Origin of the sequence: Denitratisoma oestradiolicum (assembly GCF_902813185.1) — a bacterium.
Lineage (GTDB): Bacteria > Pseudomonadota > Gammaproteobacteria > Burkholderiales > Rhodocyclaceae > Denitratisoma > Denitratisoma oestradiolicum.
Genome location: NZ_LR778301.1, coordinates 3,264,205 through 3,287,435 on the forward strand (window position 1 = coordinate 3,264,205; position 23,231 = coordinate 3,287,435).

The window sequence follows — 23,231 nt, forward strand, 5'->3', positions numbered from 1 at the left end:
AAGAGGCCGGATTATAGTAATGGCACTCTATGCCGTCAAGCGGCTTGAGTACCCTCCGCTGAACTTTCCTCCACGGGAGGCAATTCGAACACGCCCTCTGCCGCATCCACCCCCGCAGACTTCTTGCGCCGGGTCCGATGGTAAACATGGCCAGTACCGGCAGGGATGAGACGGCCAACAATGATGTTTTCCTTGAGGCCCCGCAGCTCATCGCGCTTGCCCATGATCGCCGCCTCGGTCAGTACGCGAGTGGTCTCCTGGAACGATGCCGCCGAAAGGAAGGAATCAGTGGAGAGGGATGCCTTGGTGATACCCAGCAACTGATGCTGGTATTCGGCCGGCCGCTTGCCCTCGGACAACAGCCTGTCATTCTCGTCCAACAACATGGAACGCTCCACCTGCTCCTCGCGAATGAACGTGGAGTCGCCTGTGTCGGTAACGACCACCCGCCGCAGCATCTGGCGCACGATGACCTCGATATGCTTGTCGTTGATCTTCACGCCTTGCAGACGATACACGTCCTGCACTTCGTCGATGATGTAACGGGCCAGCTCCTCGACACCCTTCAGGCGCAGGATATCGTGGGGATCCGCAGAGCCGTCCACGATCACCTCGCCCTTATTCACCACCTGGCCATCGTGGGCCATGACATGCTTGTCCTTGGAGATCAGGTACTCGTGGGCAGTGCCGTCGGGCTCGGTGATCACCAGGCGTTGCTTGCCCTTGGTGTCCTTGCCGAAGGAGACAGTACCTGTCACCTCGGCCAGCACGCCGACATCCTTGGGCGAGCGTGCTTCGAACAATTCGGCCACGCGGGGCAGACCGCCGGTAATGTCGCGGGTCTTGGCCGACTCCTGGGGAATACGTGCCAGAATTTCCCCGACGGAAACCAACTGTCCATCCTTCACGGTAATGATCGAGCCAACCTGGAAGGTGATCGTCACCACATGATCGGTGCCATGGATCTTGATTTCCTGGCCGTGCTCATCCAGAAGCTTGACCTGGGGGCGCAGGCCCTTGGTCGAGGCCTTGCTGCCCCGTCCCTTGGACTCGATCACCACCAGAGTGGACAGGCCGGTCACTTCGTCGATCTGCTTGGCAACAGTCGCACCTTCCTCCACATGTTCGAACTTCACCGTACCTGCGTACTCGGTAACAATGGGGCGTGTGTGGGGATCCCAGTTGGCCACCTGGGCGCCGGCCTTGATCTGCTGACCGTCGTCAACCAACAGCGTCGCGCCATAGGGAACCTTATGGCGCTCACGCTCGCGACCATTATCGTCAACGATGAGTACCTCACCGGAACGAGCAATGACCACCTTTTCGGCCCTCGGGTTGGTGACATAGCGCATGGTGGCCGACAGGCGGATTACACCCGAACTCTTAGCCTCGACCTGACTCTGTGCCGCAGCACGGGAAGCAGCGCCGCCCACGTGGAAAGTCCGCATGGTCAACTGTGTTCCGGGTTCACCGATGGACTGGGCGGCAACCACACCAACCGCTTCACCCTCGTTCACCAGATAGCCACGACCCAGGTCACGACCATAGCACTTGGCACACAGGCCATAACGGGTCTCACAGGACAGCGGCGTACGCACCCGCACTTCGTCGATACCCAGGCTCTCGATCAGGTCCACCGCATCTTCATCAAGCAGGGAGCCAGCCGCGAACAGAATGTCCTGAGTATCGGGATTGAGTACGTCGGTTGCCACCACCCGACCCAGGATACGTTCGCGCAACGGCTCGATCACTTCGCCGCCTTCCACCAACGCCTTCATGGCGAAGCCGCTCTGGGTGCCGCAATCCAGCTCGGTCACCACCAGATCCTGAGTCACATCCACCAGACGACGGGTTAGATAGCCGGAGTTCGCGGTCTTCAGCGCCGTGTCTGCCAGACCCTTACGGGCGCCGTGGGTAGAGATGAAGTACTGCTGAACATTCAGTCCCTCACGGAAGTTCGTGGTGATGGGCACTTCGATGATGGAGCCATCGGGCTTGGCCATCAGGCCCCGCATACCCGCCAACTGGCGAATCTGGGCAGCGGAACCCCGTGCACCGGAGTCCGCCATCATGTAGATGGAGTTGAAGGACTCCTGTTTAACGGTCTTGCCTTCGTGATTGACCACTTCCTGATGGGACAACTGGTCCATCATCGCCTTGGCTACCTGATCGCCGGCGCGGCCCCAGATATCCACAACCTTGTTGTAGCGCTCCCCCACGGTCACCAGACCGGAAGTGTATTGACGCTCGATTTCCTTAACCTCGCTTTCAGCCTGGTCGATGATGGCACCCTTCTGGGTGGGTACCAGCATGTCATCCACGGCAATGGAAATACCGCCTCGGGTGGCCAGACGAAAACCAGACTGCATCAACTGGTCCGCAAACACCACGGTATCCTTGAGACCGCAACGGCGGAAGGACTCATCAATCAGCTTGGAGATTTCTTTCTTCTTCAGTGCCTTGTCGATCACCTTGAAGGGAAGACCTCGGGGCAGAATCTCCGACAGGATGGCGCGGCCGGCAGTAGTGGAGTAGCGGGTCAGCTTTTCCTTCCAACCCTCGCCATCACGGTCGTATTCCTTGATCCGCACCGAGATACGGGCATGCAGATCCACTTGACGGGATTCCACACCACGCAACACCTCGGAGACATCAATGAAGTTCATGCCGGTGCCACGCGCCGCGACGTGTTCCCGGGTGGCGTAGTACAGGCCCAGCACCACATCCTGGGAAGGAACAATGATGGGGGCGCCGTTGGCGGGCGACAGCACGTTGTTGGAAGCCAGCATCAGTGTGCGGGCCTCCATCTGAGCTTCCAGGGACAACGGGACGTGGACGGCCATCTGGTCGCCGTCAAAGTCAGCGTTGAAGGCGGTACACACCAGGGGATGGAGCTGAATGGCCTTGCCTTCGATCAGGGTCGGCTCAAAAGCCTGAATGCCCAGTCGGTGCAGGGTTGGCGCCCGGTTCAACAGCACCGGATGCTCGCGGATCACCTCTTCCAGAATGTCCCACACCACACCGGTCTCGGCTTCCACTTCCTTCTTGGCGGCCTTGATGGTGCTGGCGATACCCATTTTTTCCAGGCGTTCGAAGATGAAGGGCTTGAACAGTTCCAGTGCCATCTTCTTGGGCAAGCCGCACTGATGCAGCTTGAGCTGGGGGCCCACCACGATCACCGAACGACCGGAATAGTCCACCCGCTTGCCTAGCAGGTTCTGGCGGAAGCGGCCCGACTTGCCCTTGATCATGTCGGCCAGGGACTTCAGGGGACGCTTGTTGGCGCCGGTCATGGCCTTGCCGCGGCGACCGTTGTCCAGCAGGGAATCCACCGATTCCTGCAGCATGCGCTTCTCGTTGCGCACAATGATGTCTGGCGCCTTCAGTTCCAGCAGCCGCTTCAGACGATTGTTGCGGTTGATCACCCGACGATACAGATCGTTCAGATCCGAGGTGGCGAAACGGCCACCGTCCAGGGGTACAAGGGGGCGCAGATCAGGGGGGAGTACCGGCAGCACTTCCAACACCATCCACTCGGGCCTGATGCCGGACTGCTGGAAGGCTTCCAGCACCTTGAGTCGCTTGGCGATCTTCTTGATCTTGGCTTCCGAGCCGGTGGTCTCCAGCTCCTGGCGCAGGCGCTCGATTTCATGAGCGATGTCGATGGTGCGCAGCAGCTCGCGAATACCCTCGGCGCCCATCACCGCGGTGAACTCGTCGCCGTACTCCTCGACCTTGGCCAGATAGTCATCCTCGGTCAGCAACTGGGCACGGCTCAAGGGCGTCATGCCGGGCTCGACCACGACGAAGGCCTCAAAATAGAGGACACGTTCGATGTCGCGCAGGGTCATGTCCAGAACCATGCCAAGGCGGCTGGGCAGGGACTTGAGGAACCAGATGTGTGCTACCACGCTGGCCAGTTCAATATGGCCCATGCGTTCGCGCCGTACCTTGGCCTGGGTGACCTCGACGCCACACTTCTCGCAGATCACGCCGCGGTGCTTGAGGCGCTTGTACTTGCCGCAAAGGCACTCGTAGTCCTTCACCGGGCCGAATATCTTGGCGCAGAACAGGCCGTCCCGCTCCGGCTTGAAGGTACGGTAATTAATGGTCTCCGGCTTTTTTACTTCACCGTAGGACCAGGAACGGATTTTGTCAGGCGAGGCCAAACCGATGGTGATCGCATCGAATTCCTCTTCCTGCGTGACTTGCTTGAATAGATCGAGCAGTGCTTTCATTGTTTCACTCCTGTCGCGGGCCGAGGTTCAATCAATAACGTTCCAGGTCGATGTCGATGGCAAGAGAACGGATTTCCTTCACCAGAACATTGAAGGACTCCGGCATGCCGGCATCGATCTTGTGCTCACCCTTGACAATGCTCTCGTACACCTTGGTACGGCCATTGACGTCGTCGGACTTGACGGTGAGCATTTCCTGCAGTGTGTAGGAAGCACCGTAGGCTTCCAGTGCCCAGACTTCCATTTCCCCGAAGCGCTGACCACCGAACTGGGCCTTGCCGCCCAAAGGCTGCTGGGTCACCAGACTGTAGGGACCAGTGGAACGGGCATGCATTTTGTCATCGACCAGATGGTGGAGCTTCAGCACATGCATGTAGCCCACGGTGACAGAACGTTCGAAGGCATCACCGGTACGACCATCGTAAAGAGTGGTCTGGGTACGGCTGGCCGTCAGGCCGGCGCGCTTGGCCACTTCTTCCGGATAGGCCAGATTCAGCATGGCGTGGATTTCCTCTTCCTTGGCACCATCGAACACCGGCGTTGCGAAGGGAACACCACCTGACAGGTTATCGGCCAGCTCCAGGATTTCCCCATCATTAAGGCTCTCCAGATCGGCGCCATGGCCACTGCTGTTGTAAATCTTGTTCAGGTACTTGCGCACCTCGGCAGCATTGGCCTCGGCCCGCAACATTTCTTCAATACGATTGCCCAACCCCTTGGCAGCCCAGCCCAGATGGGTTTCCAGAATCTGACCGATATTCATCCGCGACGGCACGCCCAGCGGGTTCAGCACGATATCCACCGGCGTTCCGTCAGCCATGTGGGGCATGTCTTCAATGGGAACGATCTTGGACACCACACCCTTGTTGCCATGGCGGCCGGCCATCTTGTCGCCGGGCTGGAGGCGCCGCTTGACCGCCAGATAGACCTTGACCATCTTCTGCACCCCAGGGGGCAGTTCGTCGCCCTGGGTCAGCTTCTTTTTCTTGGCGTCGAAGGCCACGTCGAAGTCGCGCCGGGTCTGTTCCAGGCTGTCCCGCAGATTTTCCAGTTGCTGCTGAGCCTCTTCCTCGGTCAGACTGATATCGAACCAGTGGTAATGCTCCAGGCTCTCCAGGTAAGCCTTGGTGATCTTGGTGCCCTTGGTCAGCTTCTTCGGTCCCTTGGCGGCCACCTTGTTGACCAGCAGGCGCTCGATCCGGGCGAAGGTATCGCGCTCGACGATACGCATCTGGTCGGCCAGATCCTGCTTGTAGCCCTTCAACATGTCGTCAACAATGGACTGGGCACGCTTGTCCCGCTCGATCCCCTCGCGGGTGAACACCTGCACATCGATCACCGTGCCGTTCATTCCCGAGGGCACACGCAGGGAGGTGTCCTTCACATCGGAAGCCTTCTCGCCGAAGATGGCGCGCAGCAGCTTCTCTTCCGGGGTCAGTTGGGTCTCGCCCTTGGGGGTCACCTTGCCCACCAGCACGTCGCCAGCCTCGACCTCGGCACCGATATAGACAATGCCGGACTCATCCAGACGACCCAGTTGCACTTCGCCCAGAGTGGCGATGTCACGAGTGATTTCCTCGGGGCCCAGCTTGGTGTCCCGGGCCACGACGGTCAATTCCTCGATATGGATGGAGGTGAAACGGTCATCCGCCACCACGCGCTCCGAAATCAGGATCGAATCCTCGAAGTTGTAGCCGTTCCAGGGCATGAAGGCCACCAGCATGTTCTGGCCCAGGGCCAACTCACCCAGATCGGTGGAGGCGCCATCCGCCACCACGTCCCCCTTGGCGATCATGTCACCCACCTTGACCACCGGACGCTGGTTGATGTTGGTGTTCTGGTTAGAACGGGTGTACTTGATCAGGTTGTAGATATCCACGCCGACTTCGCCGGCCACGGTTTCGGCGTCGTTGACCCGAACCACGATCCGGTTGGCATCGACATAATCCACCAGGCCGCCGCGCAGGGCCTGCACCGCAGTCCCGGAGTCCACCGCTACGGTACGTTCAATACCGGTGCCGACCAAGGCTTTCTCCGGACGCAGACAGGGAACCGCCTGACGCTGCATGTTGGCGCCCATCAATGCCCGGTTGGCGTCATCGTGCTCCAGGAAGGGAATCAGGGATGCAGCCACGGAGACGATCTGACCCGGCGCCACGTCCATGTACTGCACATCAACAGGCTCTTTCAGCTCGAATTCGCCACTGGAACGGCAGGAAACCAGCTCGTCGGTCAAGCGTCCCTTCTTGTCCAGTTGAGCGTTGGCCTGGGCGATGATGTACTTGCCTTCCTCAATGGCTGACAGGTACTCGATCTCATCCGACACATGACTGGACTCGGCCTTGCGATAGGGCGTCTCGATGAAGCCAAACGGGTTGACCCGGGCGTAGAGCGCCAGGGAGTTGATCAGGCCGATGTTCGGACCTTCCGGTGTTTCAATAGGACAGACCCGGCCGTAATGGGTCGGGTGCACGTCGCGCACCTCGAAACCGGCCCGTTCCCGCGTCAGACCACCCGGGCCCAAGGCGGAAACCCGACGCTTGTGGGTGATCTCGGACAGGGGGTTGGTCTGGTCCATGAACTGGGAGAGCTGACTGGAGCCAAAGAACTCCTTGATCGCCGCCGAAATGGGCTTGGCATTGATCAGGTCATGGGGCATCAGATTGTCGCTCTCGGCCTGATTGAGACGCTCCTTGACGGCCCGCTCAACCCGCACCAGGCCGGTACGGAACTGGTTCTCAGCCAATTCGCCAACGGAACGCACACGACGGTTACCAAGGTGATCGATATCATCGACTTCGCCGCGGCCGTTGCGCAGTTCCACCAAGATGCGGATGACATCGACGATGTCCTCATTGGAGAGCGTACCGACGCCTTCCAGCTCCTGGCGCCCCACCCGACGGTTGAATTTCATCCGTCCCACGGTGGACAGATCGTAGCGCTCTTCCGAATAGAACAGACCATGAAACAAGGTCTCCACCGCTTCCTCGGTGGGCGGCTCACCCGGACGCATCATGCGGTAGATGGCAACGCGAGCAGCCCACTGGTCAGCCGTCTCGTCGGCACGCAGGGTGGTGGAGATATAGGCGCCCCGATCCAGGTCATTCACGTAGAGGGTCTTCAGGTCCGTGACGCCGGATTCTTGAAGCTTGGCCAGCAGGCTCTCGGTAATCTCTTCATTAGCCTGAGCCAGGATCTCGCCAGTCTCGGCATCCACCACGTTGGTGGCGATGACTCGTCCCAGGATGTAGTCATCCGGCACAGCCAGCTTTTTGATGCCGGCCTCGGCCAGTTCGCGAATATGCTTGGCAGTAATACGCTTGTCGCGCGGGACGATGACCTTGCCGGCCTTGTCCATGATATCGAAGCGGGCCACCTCGCCCCGCAGGCGCTCGGGTACCAATTCAAACTGGACACCCTTCTTGCCCAGATGGAAGGTGTCGAACTCGAAGAAACCCGACAGAATCTGCTCCACCGTCATGCCGATGGCCTTGAGCAGAATGGTCACAGGCATCTTGCGTCGACGGTCCACACGGAAGAACAGGATGTCCTTCGGGTCGAACTCGAAATCCAGCCAAGAGCCCCGGTAGGGAATGATGCGGGCCGAGAACAGCAGCTTGCCGGAACTATGGGTCTTGCCCTTGTCGTGTTCGAAGAACACGCCGGGAGAGCGATGCAACTGGGAAACGATGACCCGCTCGGTGCCATTGATCACGAAGGAACCGGTGGTGGTCATGAGCGGAATCTCGCCCATGTAGACCTCCTGTTCCTTGACTTCCTTGATCTTCTCGTTATTGCTCTCCCGATCCAGGATCACCAGGCGAACCTTGGCGCGCAGGGGCGAGGCAAAGGTCAGGCCGCGCTGCTGGCATTCCTTGACATCGAAGGCTGGCTCGCCGAGTCGATACTCGACGAACTCCAGACGCGCCACACCGGAATGGGCGACGATGGGGAAGATCGAATTGAAAGCCGCCTGCAAACCCTGGCTGCGCCGCAGGGAAACCGGCACATCCACTTGCAGGAACTGTGTATAGGATTCAAGCTGCGTGCCCAGAAGGAAAGGCACTTCAAGCACGCCAGCGCGCTTGGCAAAGCTCTTACGAATACGTTTTTTCTCGGTATACGAGTACGTCATGGTCGCTCCGTTCGATTCAGACGCCGAAAGTCAAACGACAGGGTTGCAGCAGCATTCCAACCCTCCCGTTTGACATCCAAGCCACATAAAGTTGCAGAAAGCACAAAAGGGCTGGTGGCGATTTCCGCCACCAGCCCGGACCTGCGATCGAGATTACTTGACCTCGACCTTGGCGCCCGCGTCCTCGAGCTGCTTCTTGAGGGCGTCGGCATCGGCCTTGGAAACACCTTCCTTGACAGGCTTGGGAGCACCGTCCACCAGATCCTTGGCTTCCTTGAGGCCCAGACCGGTCACAGCACGCACCACCTTGATCACCTCGACCTTCTTTTCACCGGCGCCAAGCAGCATCACGGTGAATTCGGTCTGTTCTTCAACAGCGGCGGCAACGGCGCCCGGGGCAGCCACCGCCATGGAAGCGGCGGAAACACCAAACTTCTCCTCAAACGCCTTCACCAGGTCGTTGAGCTCCATGACGGACATGGCGCCAACGGCTTCCAGAATGTCATCCTTGCTAATTGCCATTTAAGAAACTCCTAAAATCAATATCGAATGGGAAATGATCAAGCGGTCGCTTCGGTCTCGCGCTTCTTGGCGAGTGCAGCCAGAGTGCAGGCAAAGCCTGTCACCGGAGCCTGCATCACACCCAGCAGCTTGGCGAGAAGCTCTTCGCGACTCGGGATGCTGGCCAGGGCCTGCACACCGGATTTGTCCAGGACATTTCCGGAATAGCAGCCAGCCTTGAGCACCAGCTTGTCATTGGTTTTGGCGAAGTCGTTGAGTACCTTTGCCGCCGCCACAGCATCCACCGAGATGCTGTAAATCAGCGGGCCGGTCATCGCACCAGACAGCCCCTCGAATGAGGTGCCGGCGATGGCGCGACGGGCCAGGGTATTCTTCAGCACACGCAGATAAACGCCAGACTCGCGCGCCTTTTTCCGCAGTTCGGTGAGCGCACCCACCCCGATACCGCGATACTCGGCCACAACCATCGTCTGGGCACCGGCAACCTGCGCTACCACCTCGGCCACAACGGCTTTTTTGTCGTTCAGATTCAGACCCACAGGTCTTTCCTCCTTTCAAGTCCACACGCGACGGAAAAATTCCGTCGCACCCACGGCGACCTTCATTCAGGAGAACTGCAATTCCTGCCTTCGGGGACACCATCTACGTAGGCCGGCAATGCTCCGCCCAATTAAACCCAGCACGGGCACCTACGGTCTTTGACAATCTGGCACGCCCCGCGGAGGCGACACACCAGCCCAAAGTCTATTACTGCTGACCCGCCGCCATCGTGGCCTGGTCCACACGCACACCCGCCCCCATGGTGGAGGACAGGGAAATCTTGCGCAGGTACTGGCCCTTGGAAGCAGCCGGCTTGGCTTTCTGCAAGGCATCGATCAAGGCGCCCAAATTCTGCTGTAGGGCTTCGGCGCTAAAGGAGGCACGCCCGATGGTGCAATGAATGATGCCAGCCTTGTCAGTACGGTACTGCACCTGGCCTGCCTTGGCATTCTTGACCGCGGTCGCCACGTCCATGGTGACGGTACCAACCTTGGGGTTGGGCATCAGACCACGAGGACCGAGAATCTGGCCCAGGGCACCCACCACCTTCATGGCGTCGGGGGTGGCGATCACCATATCGAAATTCAGATTACCCGCCTTGACCTGCTCGGCCAGATCATCGAAACCGACGATATCAGCACCCGCAGCCCTGGCGATCTCGGCCTTGTCACCCTGAGCGAACACCGCGACGCGCACGGTCTTGCCGGTGCCAGCGGGCAGCACCACGGAACCCCGCACCACCTGGTCGGATTTCTTGGCATCGACCCCCAGATTCACGGAAACATCGATGGACTCATCGAACTTGGCGTTGGCGCATTCCTTGATCAGGGCGATGGCATCACCGAGGGGATAGTTTTTGTTGCGGTCAACCTTGGCGCTGAGTGCCCGCACACGTTTGGAAATCTTGGCCATTTCAGAGCCCCTCCACGGTAATGCCCATGCTGCGGGCGGAACCCGCAATGGTGCGAACGGCTGCATCCATATCGGCAGCCGTCAGATCCTTCATCTTGGTCTTGGCGATTTCCTCGGCCTGGGCGCGAGTGATCTTGCCTACCTTATCGGTATGAGGCCTGGCTGAACCCTTCTGCAGACCAGCAGCCTTCTTGATCAGAATGGTGGCCGGCGGCGTCTTCATCACGAAGGTGAAGCTCTTGTCCGCATAGGCGGTGATCACCACAGGAATCGGCAGGCCGGGCTCCATGCTCTGGGTTTGAGCATTGAAGGCCTTGCAGAATTCCATGATGTTGAGGCCGCGCTGACCCAGCGCGGGACCGATGGGAGGCGAAGGATTCGCCTTACCGGCCGGCACTTGCAACTTGACGTAGCCGACGATCTTCTTGGCCATGATTGGCTCCTAACTTTGATGAGTTGTAACGCGCCTTCGGACCAGCCTAACGACGCTCCTCTTGCCCGGCATAAGGGACCGGACGACCCTGAATCAACTCTTCTCGACCTGGGAGAATTCCAGTTCCACCGGTGTGGCACGGCCGAAAATAGCCACCGACACACGCAAACGGCTCTTTTCGTAATTCACTTCTTCCACCGAACCATTGAAATCGGTGAAGGGGCCTTCCTTGACCCGAACCATCTCGCCCACCTCGAACAGTACCTTGGGACGAGGCTTCTCGACCCCCTCCTGCATCTGCTGCATGATCTTCTCGACTTCCTTCGGGGAAATCGGCGTCGGCTTGGTCGCAGTGCCGCCGACAAAACCCGTAACCTTGGGCGTACTCTTCACCAAGTGCCAAGAGTCGTCGTCCATATCCATTTCCACCAGCACGTAGCCGGGGAAGAACTTGCGTTCGGAAATGCTCTTCTGACCGCCCTTCATTTCAACCACTTCCTCGACAGGCACCAGAACCTGACCAAACTTGTCCTGCATACCAGCACGGGTAATGCGCTCGACCAGAGCCTTTTTCACACTCTTCTCAAAGCCAGAGTAGGCGTGAACAACGTACCAGCGTTTCGTCATGGCTATTGCTTCCATCCCAGCACGAGGTCGTACAGCACCCACTCCAGACCCTTATCGGTCAACCACAGGATGACGGCCATCACCAGCACAAAGGCGAATACCGCACCCGTCATCTGCATCGTTTCCTTGCGGGTCGGCCAGACCACCTTCTTGGCCTCGATCACCGACTCCCGACCGAAGACAAAAAATTGCCGCCCCAGCTCGGTAAATGCGGCAACGCCGGCGCCTGCACCGACGCCCGCCAGCACCGCCAGCACACGAAGGATCATGGGCTGCTCAGCCAGCAGGTAAAAACCGACCACCCCGGCGGCGATCAGCATCAATGCCAAAACAAACTTGATCTTGTCCGCCATTGAATTGAGCGAGTGTAAATTTAGTTGGCAGGGGCAGAGGGAATCGAACCCCCAACCTGCGGTTTTGGAGACCGCCGCTCTGCCAATTGAGCTATACCCCTGCGGCAGAGACCACAAAGGCGACACCCCGAAGAGTGCCGCCCACAAAATTACCGCGTCGCGCTGTTACTCGACGATCTTGGCGACGACGCCAGCGCCCACGGTGCGACCACCCTCACGGATGGCGAAGCGCAGGCCTTCTTCCATGGCGATCGGCGCAATCAGCTTCACCGTCATCGCAATGTTGTCGCCAGGCATCACCATCTCGGTGCCCGCCGGCAGCTCGATCGAACCCGTCACGTCCGTGGTGCGGAAGTAGAACTGGGGACGATAGCCATTGAAGAACGGCGTGTGACGACCGCCTTCGTCCTTCGACAGAATGTACACCTCCGAGGTGAAGTGGGTGTGCGGGTTGATCGAACCCGGCTTGGCCAGTACCTGACCCCGCTCCACATCCTCACGCTTGGTGCCGCGCAGCAGCACGCCCACGTTGTCACCCGCCTGACCCTGATCCAGCAGCTTGCGGAACATTTCCACACCGGTGCAGGTGGTCTTCACCGTGGGGCGAATGCCCACAATCTCGATTTCCTCGCCAACCTTGACGATGCCTCGCTCGACACGACCCGTCACCACGGTGCCGCGGCCCGAGATCGAGAACACGTCTTCGATGGGCATCAGGAACGGCAGGTCAATGGCACGCTCCGGGGTCGGGATGTAGCTATCCAGGGCGGCAGCCAGCTGCAGGATCGCGCCTTCACCCAGCTCACCCTTGTCGCCTTCCAGCGCCTTCAGGGCCGAACCCTTGATGATCGGCACGTCGTCACCGGGAAAGTCGTACTTCGACAGCAGCTCGCGAACTTCCATTTCCACCAGTTCCAGCAGCTCGGCGTCATCCACCATGTCGCACTTGTTCAGGAACACGATGATGTAGGGCACGCCCACCTGACGGGCCAGCAGAATGTGCTCCCGCGTCTGGGGCATGGGGCCGTCTGCGGCGGAACACACCAGAATGGCACCGTCCATCTGCGCCGCACCGGTAATCATGTTCTTCACGTAGTCAGCGTGACCCGGGCAATCCACGTGGGCGTAGTGACGGTTCTCCGTCTCATACTCAACGTGCGCCGTGTTGATGGTGATGCCACGGGCCTTCTCTTCCGGCGCCGCATCAATCTGGTCATAGGCCTTCGCCTCGCCACCAAACTTGGTCGACAGCACCGTCGTGATCGCCGCCGTCAACGTCGTCTTGCCATGGTCAACGTGACCAATCGTCCCCACGTTCACGTGTGGCTTCGTACGCTCAAACTTGCCTTTTGCCATGATCGGATACCCCAAAAAAGTCCGGCCCGAAGGAAACGCCTAACGGCAGCCTAATTTATTAAAAATAAACAAAAATGGTGCCCATGGCGTGGATCGAACACGCGACCTCTCCCTTACCAAGGGAGTGCTCTACCACTGAGCTACATGGGCAAAACCTGATGCAACAAAACCAAAGCCCCGCAAGACTACCTGGAGCGGGCGACGAGGTTCGAACTCGCGACATCTTGCTTGGAAGGCAAGTGCTCTACCAACTGAGCTACACCCGCTCGATCCCTACCCACACCCACAAAAATATGGGCAGTCTTACAAAACTCTGGTGGAGGGGGAAGGATTCGAACCTTCGAAGGCAGAGCCGTCAGATTTACAGTCTGATCCCTTTGACCGCTCGGGAACCCCTCCTAGAGAGCCGCGCATTATCAAGGAGCCTCGAAATGTTGTCAAACACTTTAAGCGATTGAAATTCCACAGCGCTCCAGGCTCTCCCCGCCTGACAACACCTACGGCTGCAGCGGTTAGAATCCTGCCATGCCGAACTCCGCTCCCCAGGCACTTTTAACCGCCCTTGGCGCCCAGCTATTGGGGGCCTTCATCGCCGCATCGGCCATTCAGATCGTCGACCCGCGACTCTGGAAACTTCCACTCATCCTCGCCCTCACCCAGGGCACCTGTGCCGCCCTGGTCAGTTACAAGCTGACGGCACCCACATGGTGGATTCCGATACATCTGGCTTTCGCTCCCCTTATTGTGCTGACCTGCCGACTAACCATCGCCCCCGGCTGGTATCTGGGCGGATTCCTGCTGTTGTTAATGGTGTTCTGGCGCACTGACAAAAGCCAGGTACCGCTTTACCTCAGCAACCGGGCGACTGCGGACGTAGTGCAAAAACTATTACCAAGCCATCCCTGCCGAATTATCGACCTAGGTTGCGGTAACGGCGGCCTACTGCTGCAACTCGCGCGCCAGCGACCGGATTGCACCTTTTTCGGGATCGAACATGCACCACTCCCCTGGCTGTGGGCAAAGCTCGGCGCATCACGCCAGAACAACGTCACAATCAGCCTCGGGAATTTCTGGGGGACCCGGCTGGACCAGTTCGACTTGGTCTATGCTTTTCTCTCCCCGGTACCGATGGAACAACTCTGGCAGAAGGCCCAGTCGGAAATGCGACCCGGCAGCCAGTTGATATCGAACAGCTTCGTCGTTCCAGGCTCCCAACCGACCAGCGTGGTCGCCGTGGCTGACCGCAGGAACACCAGACTTTACGTTTACCGACCTGGCGAGCCTAAATAGGCGCCCCTATCGGCATCATTTCAAGTCATCGTACCCTGCCCGGCTCCCTAATAATCTCCGCCATTCGCGGCGAAGGTGTCGCAGGGGGCTTGATATGGCAGACATCATCTGCGTCATTGGCAACAAGGGTGGCACAGGAAAAACCACCTTGTCTCATATGCTGTGTCAGGGACTGGGACTTCTCGGCCAACGGTCCGTATGCGTTTTGACCGATGCTTGCCGGGAGCCACTGGATCCGGTCGGTCGGCGCTATTTGGTGGCAGATGCTCGCAACAGCGAGGCCCTGTCAAAAGTGACCCACAAGATTCGCAGTCTCAGCGCCTGGCTCGGGGTTATCGACGGTGGTGGCAACCGCACGGCAATGGATCGCCGGCTATACGGCCTGGCCGACCTGGTATTGCTGCCTTTCCGTGATTCCCACGAGGACATCCGTACCGTTATACGGGATCTGGAAATGTTTCCGCGAGCCTACGCCATTCCCTGCCAGTGGCCCACCAACCTCTGGCAACTGGATGCGGCGGAAAGAACGCTGAAAGACATGCTCGCCCCCTATCAGGACCGAATCCTGGATCCAGTCCATACGCTTCATGCCAGCAAACTGATGCTGCAACGAAAAATTCCGACGGCCCTCCCGGGAGCCCTGAGTAATACCTGCCGCGGGGTGGCGCGTCAGGTCATGGACTTATTACAACTCGATACCGATGACACCCTGGCGACAAGCGCCAACTCCGCAAGTACCCCACGTATCGCCACGATCGCGCCCGGCCACCGAGCCTACGCCGTTATATAGCCACGCCCGCACCAGGGCGCTTGCGTGAAATAGATCACCATCGCACAATCCCAACAACATAAGGGAGGGTTGATGAGGCCGATCGGCATCCGTGAACGTGTGCTTTTTGTCGCCCTGGCGCCAGTGGCGGCCACGGCGCTGACACTCATGCTTTATTTCACGTTGCTGCGCTACGAAGATGTGGAGTCCTCCCTGTTCAATCGCGGCGCCACTATGGCGCGGCAAGTGGCTCAGGCAGCCGAATACGGCATGTTTTCCGGCAACACCATCGAACTCCGGCGCCTGGCCTTGTCGATTGCCCGAGAGCCAGATGTCTCGGCGATTGCTTTTTTCGATCAACAAGGCACTCTGCTGGCCGCCACCGGCCTGCTGCAATCCTCCCACGCCCCCCATCAGCTACCCGACAACTGGTCGGCCCGTAGCGAAGATGACCGGACCCTGTTCTTCCACGTCAAGGTCATACGTGCAGGCGCACCGACCTTTGACGATCCCTTCGGTCAGGCTGAAGCCAATAAAGAACTCAGCCTGGGCAGCCTCGTACTTGAATTATCGAGAGACCAATTGCTGGCGCGCAAGCGTGAGATCCTCCTGGTGACCTTGCTTTCCGCCGGGCTCATCCTGGCGGGTGCTGCCTTGTTGGCGATGCGCCTGGGTCGGGATATCACCAAGCCTATCCAGGCCCTGGAAAAAGCCGTGGACCGGATTCGTCAAGGCGAGATGGACGTCCGGATTCTCCACCACAAGGCCAAGACCCTGTACGCCCTGGAAGAGGGTGTAAATACCATGACTATCGCCCTCGATGCGGCGCGTACCCGCTCAGACCAGGCCCTAGCCAGCAGCAAGGCCCAATTGAATGAGCAGCACGAGTTTGCCAATGCCCTGCTTCAGGCCCAGTCGGATGCCGGCGTATGCATGATGCTCATAGAAAACAATCGGATAGTCCATATCAATGATGCTGGAGTCATTAGCACAGGTTATTCAAGGGAGGAATATCTAGCCCTCTCCGATATCCGATCGTTCTTTGAGGCCAACATTGAAGCCTCAACGATCGAGGGACTACTACGACCATTCACGCAGACCGACAATACCCGCCGTTTCATTGCCCGTTTCCGCTGCAAGGATAGCGAATGGCGCTTCTACGACATTGCGACCGCAGCCCTGACGGGAACGGACCCGCCTCGGATCGTCACCATAGCGCTCGACATCACCCAGCGCAGGAATGATGAGGAAAGACTGGCCGTTGCCAACATCGAACTACGACGACAGAAGGAGGAAGCGGAGCGAGCGAGCCGGGCAAAGTCCCGTTTTCTGGCAGCAGCCAGCCACGACCTGCGTCAGCCAATCCATGCACTTTCGCTTTTCGCCAGCGAAATCAAAAGTTGCGCGGCCTCGGCTGATCAGCTCCGGCTGGCGGGGCAGATCAATGCCGCCACCACCTCGCTGACCGAGCTGCTTGACGCTTTATTGGACATATCGCGTCTGGACCTGACCGAAAATCACCCTTGCCGGCAAGTGCTACCCCTGATGCCACTACTGGAAGCTACCGCCAACGCCCATAGACGCAGTGCCGAGGGAAAAGGGTTGAAGCTGTCAGTCATACCCACACGTCTTTGGGCCGAATCCGACCCACAACTGCTGACCCGCATCATCAATAATCTACTCGCCAATGCAGTGCGTTATACGGAGCGGGGGCGCATCCTGCTGGGGGTCCGCCGGAATGGGGAATCCCTGAGAATCGAGGTCTGGGACAGCGGCATCGGTATTGCTCCGGAACATCAGCCCCACCTGTTCGAGGAGTTTTTCCAGGTGGACAACCCGGAACGAGATGCCAACAAAGGGCTAGGCTTGGGCCTTTCCATCGTGGCCCGGCTTGCCCAGACCCTGGACCACCCCATCAAAGTGCGATCCTGGCCGGGACGGGGCTCCTGCTTTGCCATCACCCTGCCTCGCAGCGAACCCATGCCGACCCTGCCGACGGCAATATCTCCCATCGTCGAACCGCGACTGACAGCGCGCCTCCTGCTGATAGACGCCGATGAAGGCTCCCGCGCAAAACTGGCCGAACTGCTGCGCGGATGGGGCTGTCAGGTAAAGGAATCCATGGGGGCCGACGATCTGGCTGGTGCCCTGGCACCCAAGCCCGACGCTATTATTTGCAGCGCTTGCTGCATAGATCATTTATGGCAGCAGACCTCCGCAGAACGCCTGCCACTGATCATGCTGGGTGAACACACAAACATTCCCGACCTGCGGCGACTAGCGGGAAAACTGCGTCAGCCGCCCCGTCCGGGGCAACTCCGTGCATTACTTCAGCACGTGCTTGAAACTGATCGAGAAGGGGTCTAAGAGGCTATCTCATTCTGGTCTTCGCACGAGACAGTCCCTAAAACCAGTTGCGCGGCTTGCTGACCGCCAACAACGCCTGGGATCGGTTGGAAACATTCAAGGCCTTGAAAATGGCGGATACGTGAATTTTCACCGTCCCCTCAGCCAGCCCCAGTAACTCGCCGATCTGCCGGTTGGTCTTGCCCTGGGTCAGCAATTCCAGCACCCGAGACTGGCTGGCGGTCAGGCCATAGCGCTCGGCAACACTACGCCCCTTGGGCTGTTGGGAACCGTCCCGATACTTTGGAGGCAGATAGACATCTCCCGCCAGCACCTGGCGCAGGGCATCCAGCATGGCCTCGCTGGTACTAGCCTTGGGAATGAACCCAGAAGCACCGTGACTGATAGCCCGCCTCACCGTTTCCGGATCATCGATGGCCGACAGGATGACCACCGGTACGGCGGGAAAACGTTTGCGCAACACGGCAAGGAAGGCCATGCCATTGAGTCCGGGCAACATCAGATCCAACAGCACCATGTCCAGATCGGGCACCGTATCCAATACCGCCAAGGCCTCGTCCGAATCTTCTGCACCCATGGTTATGGTGCCAGGCTCCATGCAGCGGAGCGTTTGCAACAGGCCCTCGCGCACCAGAGCATGGTCTTCGATGACAAGTAGCTTCAACAAGGTCATATCCCAGAAGAATGACAGGGGGCAGTCTAGCGCGAAACACTACCACCGTGAATTGGCTTGCCCGGAGTAGCATATCCAATTCGATATTCAAGGAGAGCAGCCATGAGCGACGTGTCGCCCGACCCCATGGAGTTTCTCAGGAATCTCTGGGGCAGCCTGAGCGTTCCCCTGCCCGGGATGGCGGTACCCACTCTGGATACCGGAGAGCTGGACAAACGTATCGCCGACCTCAAGGCGGTGGAAGGGTGGCTCAAGATGAATCTCAACATGTTGCAAATGAGCATCCAGGCCATGGAAACGCAACGCACCACCCTTGGCGCATTCCAGGCCATGAGCCAAGGCGGCACGGCCCCGGGCACGGGAGCGGAATCCAATCCCTTCGCCAACCCGGCGCTGTGGCCCTGGAATTTCATGCCTCCCAACAACACCAATGAAACTCCTCCATCAACGCCAGAGCCGAAACCTGAAAAAGAGAAATAGGACCATGACCGAAGGTCGATTCCTGGTCGGCCTGGGTCTGGTGGTCGCCGTGGCCCTGGTGCTCTCGGGCGTATCCCCCTACGACCGAAGCACCTGGTTACTGGAAGTGGCGCCAGTGCTGATCGTTGCCCCGGTATTGATGGCCACTCGCAGACGCTTTCCACTGACACCGCTGCTCTATGGTCTGATCGCCCTGCACGCCCTGATCCTGATCGGTGGCGGCACCTATACCTACGCTCGGGTTCCCTTGGGCCACTGGCTACAGGATTTGTTGGAACTGGCCCGCAACCCCTATGACAAGATCGGGCACTTCGCCCAGGGTTTCGTGCCGGCACTGGCGGCGCGGGAAATTCTGCTCGGCGGCAGCCATGTCCAGGGGCGGATCATGGCCGCATTTCTTTCCATTTGTGTAGCGGCCGCCATCAGCGCCTGGTATGAGCTGATCGAATGGTGGGCAGCCCTGGCCCTGGGCCAGGGTGCCTATGAATTTCTTGGAACCCAGGGAGATATCTGGGATACCCAGTCGGACATGTTTTTCGCCCTGATCGGGGCCTGCTGCGCCATGGGACTATTGGCCCGCTGCCAGGACCGCCAGATGGCAGTTCTGGCAGTCCGGCATCAGCCGTAAGTGAAGAAGCCGCGGCCGTTCTTGCGTCCCAGGTAGCCAGCATCCACCATTTCCCGCAACAAAGGCGCGGGCCGGTACTTGGCCTCATGGAAGCCGTCGTAAAGCGTCTCCATCACTGCCAGCAGGGTATCCAGACCGATCAGGTCCGCCAGGGCAAGGGGACCGATGGAATGATTGGCGCCCAGTTTCATGCCCTCGTCGATTTCCTGGGCCGTGGCCAGGCCCTCCTGCAGCACGAACACCGCTTCGTTGATCATGGGCACCAGGATACGGTTCACCACGAAGCCCGGGCTGTTCTTGGCGGTGATCGGGTCCTTGCCCAGTTGCCGGGCCAGGCCCATCACCTTGTTGTAGGTGTCGTCGGAAGTCTGCAGGCCGCGGATCACTTCCACCAGGGAAAGCACCGGCACCGGGTTGAAGAAGTGCATGCCGACAAACCGGTCCGGCCGGCCGCTGGCTGCGGCTAGGCGAGTGATGGAAATGGACGAGGTGTTAGTCGCCAGGATGGTCTCCGGTCCAATAACTGCCGAAACTTCCTTGAGAATCTTGATCTTGAGGGCCTCGTTTTCGGTGGCGGCTTCGATCACCACATCCACGGACTTCAGGTCGGACTGTTCGGTTGTTCCCTTGATGCGCGCCAGGGTGGCAATCTTTTGCTCGGACGTCAGTTTTTCTTTCTTCACCAAGCGGTCCAGGCTGGCGGAAATCGTACCGAGACCCCTATCGATGGCGGCGGCATTCACATCCACCATCACCACATTCAGTCCCGCCGCGGCGCTCACCTGGGTGATACCGCTCCCCATGATGCCCGCGCCGATTACGCCAACCGTCTTGATCGCCATGCCATTACTCCAAACAAGATTAAAGAGCCGCTAACCGAGCGGAATGGGTGTAATTTTACACTGCTCTGCGCACCTGTCCGGGCTCAGGGCAGCGGCTCCCAGCGCATCACCACAAGCCGCCCCTTCACCATGTCGGCGAAAAATCGAATCCTGTTGCCCTGCTTCCATTGAAGCAACCAGGCCGGATCCTTGACCGCAAAGGCCATGGTCATGGGGTCCATGGCTAGATTGAGCAGGGGACCATGGGCCAGAGTCACAATTCCCTTGGTCTTGTCGACCTTCTTGACCGTGCCCTCGCTCAAACTGGCCTCGGCTACCGCAGCAGCGGCATGATGGACATCATGTCCATCGGCGGCATGGCCGGATGCGGCCAGCAAGACGACAAGTATCGCGGCCGACAGAGAGTGTTTCATAATTTGAATCTCCAGGGGAAAGGTGGGGTAGTCGTGGCATTGGAGCAAATGTTCCCCTGCCGAGGCAAGAGAAAAACCAGGACAATATGTCCTGATCGGTTTCCCGTGAACAGATTCGCCATGTCATTTCGAATGAAAATCCTCGCCCTCCCCATTGCCTGGGCCTTCATCACCGGCATGGCCCGTGCCAACGAGGTCCAAGTGGCCGTGGCCGCCAACTTCATCCTGCCGCTGAAAGCGATCGCCACCCGCTTCGAGCGGGCCACGGGACACCATGTCACCCTTGTGCCGGGCGCCACCGGCAAGCTCTACGCCCAAATCAACAACGGAGCCCCTTTCGACATCCTGCTTGCCGCCGACAGTGAAACACCGGCCCGACTTGAACGGGAAGGCATGGCCGAACCCGGTAGCCGCTTCACCTATGCCACCGGCCGGCTGGTCCTCTGGTCGTCCCGTCCCGATCTGGTGGATGCCAAGGGAGATGTGCTCCGGGGGAACGGGTTCGACCACCTCGCGCTGGCCAACCCCCGACTGGCCCCTTATGGCATGGCGGCCCAGGAAACCATGCAGGCCCTCGGCGTCCGGGAGCGGCTACAAGCTCGTCTGGTCCAGGCCGAGAACATCGCCCAGGCCTATCAGTTCGTCGCCAGTGGCAATGCCGCGCTAGGCTTTGTTGCCTACTCCCAGATTCATCAGGGAGGCAAAGCCATTCCCGGCTCCCACTGGCTGGTCCCGACCCGCCTGCACAGCCCCCTCCGTCAGGATGCGGTCCTCCTGAACCGGGGGCGCGGCAACCGGGCAGCGGAAGCCCTGCTGAAATACCTGAAGGAAAACCAGACCACAGGGATAATCCGCTCCTTCGGCTACGAATGAACATTCCATGGGACTCAGCCCCGAAGACTGGTCAGCCATAGGCCTGACCCTGGAACTGGCAGGCATCACCACCCTACTGCTGCTCTTGATCGGCACCCCTATCGCCTGGTGGCTGGCCCGCACCTGTTCCTGGTGGAAGGGCCCGGTGGCGGCGACGGTGGCCCTGCCCATCGTGCTGCCCCCAACGGTGCTGGGCTTCTACCTGCTGATCGTCCTGGGTCCCGCCGGCCCGGGGGGCCGGCTCACCGAAGCCCTGGGCCTGGGCCTGCTGCCCTTCACCTTCCCAGGACTGGTGGTGGCCTCGGTCATCTATTCTCTGCCCTTCGTGGTCCAGCCCCTGCAAAGCGCCTTCGAGACCCTGGGTAAGCGTCCCCTAGAAGTGGCTTCGACCCTGGGCGCCTCGCCCCTGGATACCTTCTTCAGCGTGGTCCTGCCCCTCACCCGCCCTGGTTTCCTGACCGCAGCAACCCTGGGGTTTGCCCATACCGTGGGCGAATTCGGCGTGGTGCTGATGATAGGCGGCAACATTCCGGACAAGACCCGGGTCGTCTCGGTACAGATCTACGACCATGTGGAAGCCTTGGAATATACCCAGGCCCACGGACTTTCCGCTGCCATGGTGCTGTTCTCCTTCCTGGCCCTGCTGCTGCTTTACGGCCGCAACAACCTCGGGCGACGCCAGCCATGAGTATCCAGGCCCGCTTCCGCCTGGCTCGCCAGGACTTCGTTCTGGACGTGGATCTGATCCTGCCCGAGCAGGGAATCAGCGCCCTGTTCGGTCCATCGGGTTCGGGCAAGACCACCCTGCTGCGCTGTATCGCCGGCCTGGAACGGGCGGACCAGGCCGTGCTGGAGGTTTCGGGCAACTGCTGGGAAAGCCGGCAACAAGGAATTTTCCTCCGGCCCCACCGCCGCCCCATCGGCTACGTCTTCCAGGAAGCCAGCCTGTTCCCCCATCTTGATGTACGGGGCAACCTGGAATACGGTATGAAGCGCACCGCCCAACGGCGCGTTGCCTGGCGCCAGGCTGTGGAACTGCTGGGCATCGAGTCCTTGCTGGACCGACGCCCGGAGAACCTTTCCGGCGGCGAACGGCAGCGGGTGGCGATTGCCCGCGCCCTGCTCACCAGTCCCCGGCTGTTGCTGCTGGACGAACCCATGGCGGCCCTGGACTACCAGCGGCGCCAGGAAATCCTGCCCTATCTGGAGCGCCTCCGCGACGAACTCTCGGTGCCCATGATCTACGTCAGCCACGCGATGGACGAGGTGGCCCGTCTGGCGGACCATCTGGTACTGCTGGATCAAGGTCGCGTCACCGCCAGCGGTCCCCTGACCCAGACCCTGGCGCGGCTGGACCTGCCCACCGCCCGGAGCGAGGAGGGGGGGGTGGTGATTGATGCCACCGTCGGCGCCCATGACGACATCTACCACCTGACCCGGCTCGACTTCCCCGGCGGCAACATCCGGGTCACCGGGCGGCCTCTCGCCCTGGGGCACGCCACGCGCCTGCGCATCCTGGCCCGGGATGTCAGCATCGCACTCTCTCCCCAGGAAGACAGCAGCATCCTGAACCGACTCCCGGCCAGAATCGTCGCCCTGGCTGATGCCGAACATCCCGCCCAGGTCATGGTGGCCCTGGATGCCCGGGGCACCCCCCTCCTAGCCCGGATCACCCGTCGCTCCCGGGATCAGCTGGCCCTGGTACCCGGCATGAACATATGGGCGCAGATCAAGGCCGTGGCCCTGCTGGCCTGACCCGAAAGCCACAACCCGGCCAGTC

Annotated in this window: 19 protein-coding genes, 4 tRNA genes and 1 pseudogene; 8 read left to right on the forward strand and 16 right to left on the reverse strand. The window is 59.8% G+C overall.

Going from position 1 to position 23,231, the window contains the following annotated elements; all coding sequences use genetic code 11:
* Nucleotides 1–35 precede the first annotated feature (35 nt).
* The 13 genes and pseudogenes from rpoC to DENOEST_RS14965 all read right to left on the reverse strand — a co-directional run bounded on the left by rpoC (nt 36) and on the right by DENOEST_RS14965 (nt 13,515).
* Nucleotides 36–4,238: a DNA-directed RNA polymerase subunit beta' gene (rpoC, locus tag DENOEST_RS14905; RefSeq protein WP_145772349.1), complete on the reverse strand. Its 4,203-nt coding sequence runs from the start codon at nt 4,236–4,238 to the stop codon at nt 36–38.
* Nucleotides 4,239–4,269: 31 nt separating this feature from the next.
* Nucleotides 4,270–8,373: a DNA-directed RNA polymerase subunit beta gene (gene rpoB, locus DENOEST_RS14910; protein ID WP_145772350.1), complete on the reverse strand. Its 4,104-nt coding sequence runs from the start codon at nt 8,371–8,373 to the stop codon at nt 4,270–4,272.
* Between the two features lie 153 nt (nt 8,374–8,526).
* Nucleotides 8,527–8,895, reverse strand: a complete 369-nt coding sequence (rplL, locus tag DENOEST_RS14915; RefSeq protein ID WP_145772351.1) for a 50S ribosomal protein L7/L12 — start codon at nt 8,893–8,895, stop codon at nt 8,527–8,529.
* A gap of 38 nt (nt 8,896–8,933) precedes the next feature.
* The gene (gene rplJ / locus DENOEST_RS14920) at nt 8,934–9,434 is read right to left on the reverse strand and encodes a 50S ribosomal protein L10 (RefSeq protein WP_145772352.1); all 501 of its coding nucleotides are present in this window, start codon (nt 9,432–9,434) and stop codon (nt 8,934–8,936) included.
* Nucleotides 9,435–9,642: 208 nt separating this feature from the next.
* Nucleotides 9,643–10,347 (reverse strand): 50S ribosomal protein L1, encoded by a 705-nt coding sequence (gene rplA / locus DENOEST_RS14925; RefSeq protein ID WP_145772353.1) that lies wholly within the window; start codon nt 10,345–10,347, stop codon nt 9,643–9,645.
* Nucleotide 10,348: 1 nt separating this feature from the next.
* Complete coding sequence (gene rplK, locus DENOEST_RS14930; RefSeq protein ID WP_145772354.1) at nt 10,349–10,780, reverse strand: 50S ribosomal protein L11; 432 nt, start codon at nt 10,778–10,780, stop codon at nt 10,349–10,351.
* A gap of 93 nt (nt 10,781–10,873) precedes the next feature.
* The gene (gene nusG, locus DENOEST_RS14935; RefSeq protein ID WP_145772355.1) at nt 10,874–11,407 is read right to left on the reverse strand and encodes a transcription termination/antitermination protein NusG; all 534 of its coding nucleotides are present in this window, start codon (nt 11,405–11,407) and stop codon (nt 10,874–10,876) included.
* Nucleotides 11,408–11,409: 2 nt separating this feature from the next.
* Nucleotides 11,410–11,766 (reverse strand): annotated as a pseudogene (secE, locus tag DENOEST_RS14940) (preprotein translocase subunit SecE); the annotation flags it as partial.
* 19 nt (nt 11,767–11,785) lie between these two features.
* A tRNA-Trp gene (locus DENOEST_RS14945) sits at nt 11,786–11,861 on the reverse strand.
* A 64-nt stretch (nt 11,862–11,925) separates the two neighbouring features.
* Complete coding sequence (gene tuf, locus DENOEST_RS14950) at nt 11,926–13,116, reverse strand: elongation factor Tu (protein WP_183148266.1); 1,191 nt, start codon at nt 13,114–13,116, stop codon at nt 11,926–11,928.
* Nucleotides 13,117–13,191: 75 nt separating this feature from the next.
* Nucleotides 13,192–13,266, reverse strand: a tRNA-Thr gene (locus tag DENOEST_RS14955).
* A gap of 40 nt (nt 13,267–13,306) precedes the next feature.
* Nucleotides 13,307–13,382, reverse strand: a tRNA-Gly gene (locus DENOEST_RS14960).
* Between the two features lie 48 nt (nt 13,383–13,430).
* A tRNA-Tyr gene (locus DENOEST_RS14965) sits at nt 13,431–13,515 on the reverse strand.
* Nucleotides 13,516–13,641: 126 nt separating this feature from the next.
* Between DENOEST_RS14965 and DENOEST_RS14970 the strand changes: the two genes are divergently transcribed.
* The 3 genes from DENOEST_RS14970 to DENOEST_RS14980 all read left to right on the forward strand — a co-directional run bounded on the left by DENOEST_RS14970 (nt 13,642) and on the right by DENOEST_RS14980 (nt 17,542).
* On the forward strand, nt 13,642–14,406 hold the full coding sequence (locus DENOEST_RS14970) for a methyltransferase domain-containing protein (protein ID WP_145772189.1): 765 nt from the start codon (nt 13,642–13,644) through the stop codon (nt 14,404–14,406).
* Nucleotides 14,407–14,500: 94 nt separating this feature from the next.
* Nucleotides 14,501–15,196 carry a P-loop NTPase family protein gene (locus DENOEST_RS14975; protein ID WP_145772190.1) on the forward strand — a complete coding sequence of 232 codons (696 nt, stop codon included), beginning with the start codon at nt 14,501–14,503 and terminating at the stop codon, nt 15,194–15,196.
* Nucleotides 15,197–15,268: 72 nt separating this feature from the next.
* Nucleotides 15,269–17,542, forward strand: a complete 2,274-nt coding sequence (locus DENOEST_RS14980; protein WP_145772191.1) for an ATP-binding protein — start codon at nt 15,269–15,271, stop codon at nt 17,540–17,542.
* Between the two features lie 37 nt (nt 17,543–17,579).
* Here the strand turns inward: DENOEST_RS14980 and DENOEST_RS14985 are convergent, their stop codons facing one another.
* The gene (locus DENOEST_RS14985) at nt 17,580–18,209 is read right to left on the reverse strand and encodes a response regulator transcription factor (protein ID WP_145772192.1); all 630 of its coding nucleotides are present in this window, start codon (nt 18,207–18,209) and stop codon (nt 17,580–17,582) included.
* Nucleotides 18,210–18,317: 108 nt separating this feature from the next.
* Between DENOEST_RS14985 and DENOEST_RS14990 the strand changes: the two genes are divergently transcribed.
* Both DENOEST_RS14990 and DENOEST_RS14995 read left to right on the forward strand, forming a co-directional pair.
* A complete protein-coding gene (locus tag DENOEST_RS14990) occupies nt 18,318–18,695 on the forward strand; it encodes a PhaM family polyhydroxyalkanoate granule multifunctional regulatory protein (RefSeq protein WP_183148267.1) in 378 nt (125 codons plus the stop codon).
* A gap of 4 nt (nt 18,696–18,699) precedes the next feature.
* Entirely contained in the window at nt 18,700–19,323 is a 624-nt protein-coding gene (locus tag DENOEST_RS14995) for a DUF2238 domain-containing protein (RefSeq protein WP_145772193.1), read from the forward strand.
* Here DENOEST_RS14995 and DENOEST_RS15000 read toward each other — a convergent pair.
* Nucleotides 19,314–20,165: a 3-hydroxybutyryl-CoA dehydrogenase gene (locus DENOEST_RS15000; protein WP_145772194.1), complete on the reverse strand. Its 852-nt coding sequence runs from the start codon at nt 20,163–20,165 to the stop codon at nt 19,314–19,316. The genes DENOEST_RS14995 and DENOEST_RS15000 overlap by 10 nt on opposite strands.
* An 83-nt stretch (nt 20,166–20,248) precedes the next feature.
* Nucleotides 20,249–20,578 carry a copper-binding protein gene (locus DENOEST_RS15005; protein ID WP_145772195.1) on the reverse strand — a complete coding sequence of 110 codons (330 nt, stop codon included), beginning with the start codon at nt 20,576–20,578 and terminating at the stop codon, nt 20,249–20,251.
* A gap of 132 nt (nt 20,579–20,710) precedes the next feature.
* On the opposite strand from DENOEST_RS15005, the gene modA reads away from it, so the two are divergent.
* The 3 genes from modA to modC are packed head-to-tail and all read left to right on the forward strand — an operon-like array spanning nt 20,711 to nt 23,206.
* A complete protein-coding gene (gene modA, locus DENOEST_RS15010; protein WP_145772196.1) occupies nt 20,711–21,451 on the forward strand; it encodes a molybdate ABC transporter substrate-binding protein in 741 nt (246 codons plus the stop codon).
* Between the two features lie 7 nt (nt 21,452–21,458).
* The gene (gene modB, locus DENOEST_RS15015) at nt 21,459–22,139 is read left to right on the forward strand and encodes a molybdate ABC transporter permease subunit (protein WP_145772197.1); all 681 of its coding nucleotides are present in this window, start codon (nt 21,459–21,461) and stop codon (nt 22,137–22,139) included.
* Nucleotides 22,136–23,206 carry a molybdenum ABC transporter ATP-binding protein gene (modC, locus tag DENOEST_RS15020; protein WP_145772198.1) on the forward strand — a complete coding sequence of 357 codons (1,071 nt, stop codon included), beginning with the start codon at nt 22,136–22,138 and terminating at the stop codon, nt 23,204–23,206. The genes modB and modC overlap by 4 nt, the downstream gene beginning before the upstream one ends.
* Nucleotides 23,207–23,231 lie beyond the last annotated feature (25 nt).

Coding starts and splice junctions, on each gene's coding strand:
- rpoC (WP_145772349.1), bottom strand. CDS start 4,238: ATGAAAGCACTGCTCGATCTATTCAAGCAAGTCACGCAGGAAGAGGAA.
- rpoB (WP_145772350.1), bottom strand. CDS start 8,373: ATGACGTACTCGTATACCGAGAAAAAACGTATTCGTAAGAGCTTTGCC.
- rplL (WP_145772351.1), bottom strand. CDS start 8,895: ATGGCAATTAGCAAGGATGACATTCTGGAAGCCGTTGGCGCCATGTCC.
- rplA (WP_145772353.1), bottom strand. CDS start 10,347: ATGGCCAAGATTTCCAAACGTGTGCGGGCACTCAGCGCCAAGGTTGAC.
- rplK (WP_145772354.1), bottom strand. CDS start 10,780: ATGGCCAAGAAGATCGTCGGCTACGTCAAGTTGCAAGTGCCGGCCGGT.
- nusG (WP_145772355.1), bottom strand. CDS start 11,407: ATGACGAAACGCTGGTACGTTGTTCACGCCTACTCTGGCTTTGAGAAG.
- tuf (WP_183148266.1), bottom strand. CDS start 13,116: ATGGCAAAAGGCAAGTTTGAGCGTACGAAGCCACACGTGAACGTGGGG.
- DENOEST_RS14970 (WP_145772189.1), top strand. CDS start 13,642: ATGCCGAACTCCGCTCCCCAGGCACTTTTAACCGCCCTTGGCGCCCAG.
- DENOEST_RS14975 (WP_145772190.1), top strand. CDS start 14,501: ATGGCAGACATCATCTGCGTCATTGGCAACAAGGGTGGCACAGGAAAA.
- DENOEST_RS14980 (WP_145772191.1), top strand. CDS start 15,269: ATGAGGCCGATCGGCATCCGTGAACGTGTGCTTTTTGTCGCCCTGGCG.
- DENOEST_RS14990 (WP_183148267.1), top strand. CDS start 18,318: ATGAGCGACGTGTCGCCCGACCCCATGGAGTTTCTCAGGAATCTCTGG.
- DENOEST_RS14995 (WP_145772193.1), top strand. CDS start 18,700: ATGACCGAAGGTCGATTCCTGGTCGGCCTGGGTCTGGTGGTCGCCGTG.
- DENOEST_RS15000 (WP_145772194.1), bottom strand. CDS start 20,165: ATGGCGATCAAGACGGTTGGCGTAATCGGCGCGGGCATCATGGGGAGC.
- DENOEST_RS15005 (WP_145772195.1), bottom strand. CDS start 20,578: ATGAAACACTCTCTGTCGGCCGCGATACTTGTCGTCTTGCTGGCCGCA.
- modA (WP_145772196.1), top strand. CDS start 20,711: ATGAAAATCCTCGCCCTCCCCATTGCCTGGGCCTTCATCACCGGCATG.
- modB (WP_145772197.1), top strand. CDS start 21,459: ATGGGACTCAGCCCCGAAGACTGGTCAGCCATAGGCCTGACCCTGGAA.
- modC (WP_145772198.1), top strand. CDS start 22,136: ATGAGTATCCAGGCCCGCTTCCGCCTGGCTCGCCAGGACTTCGTTCTG.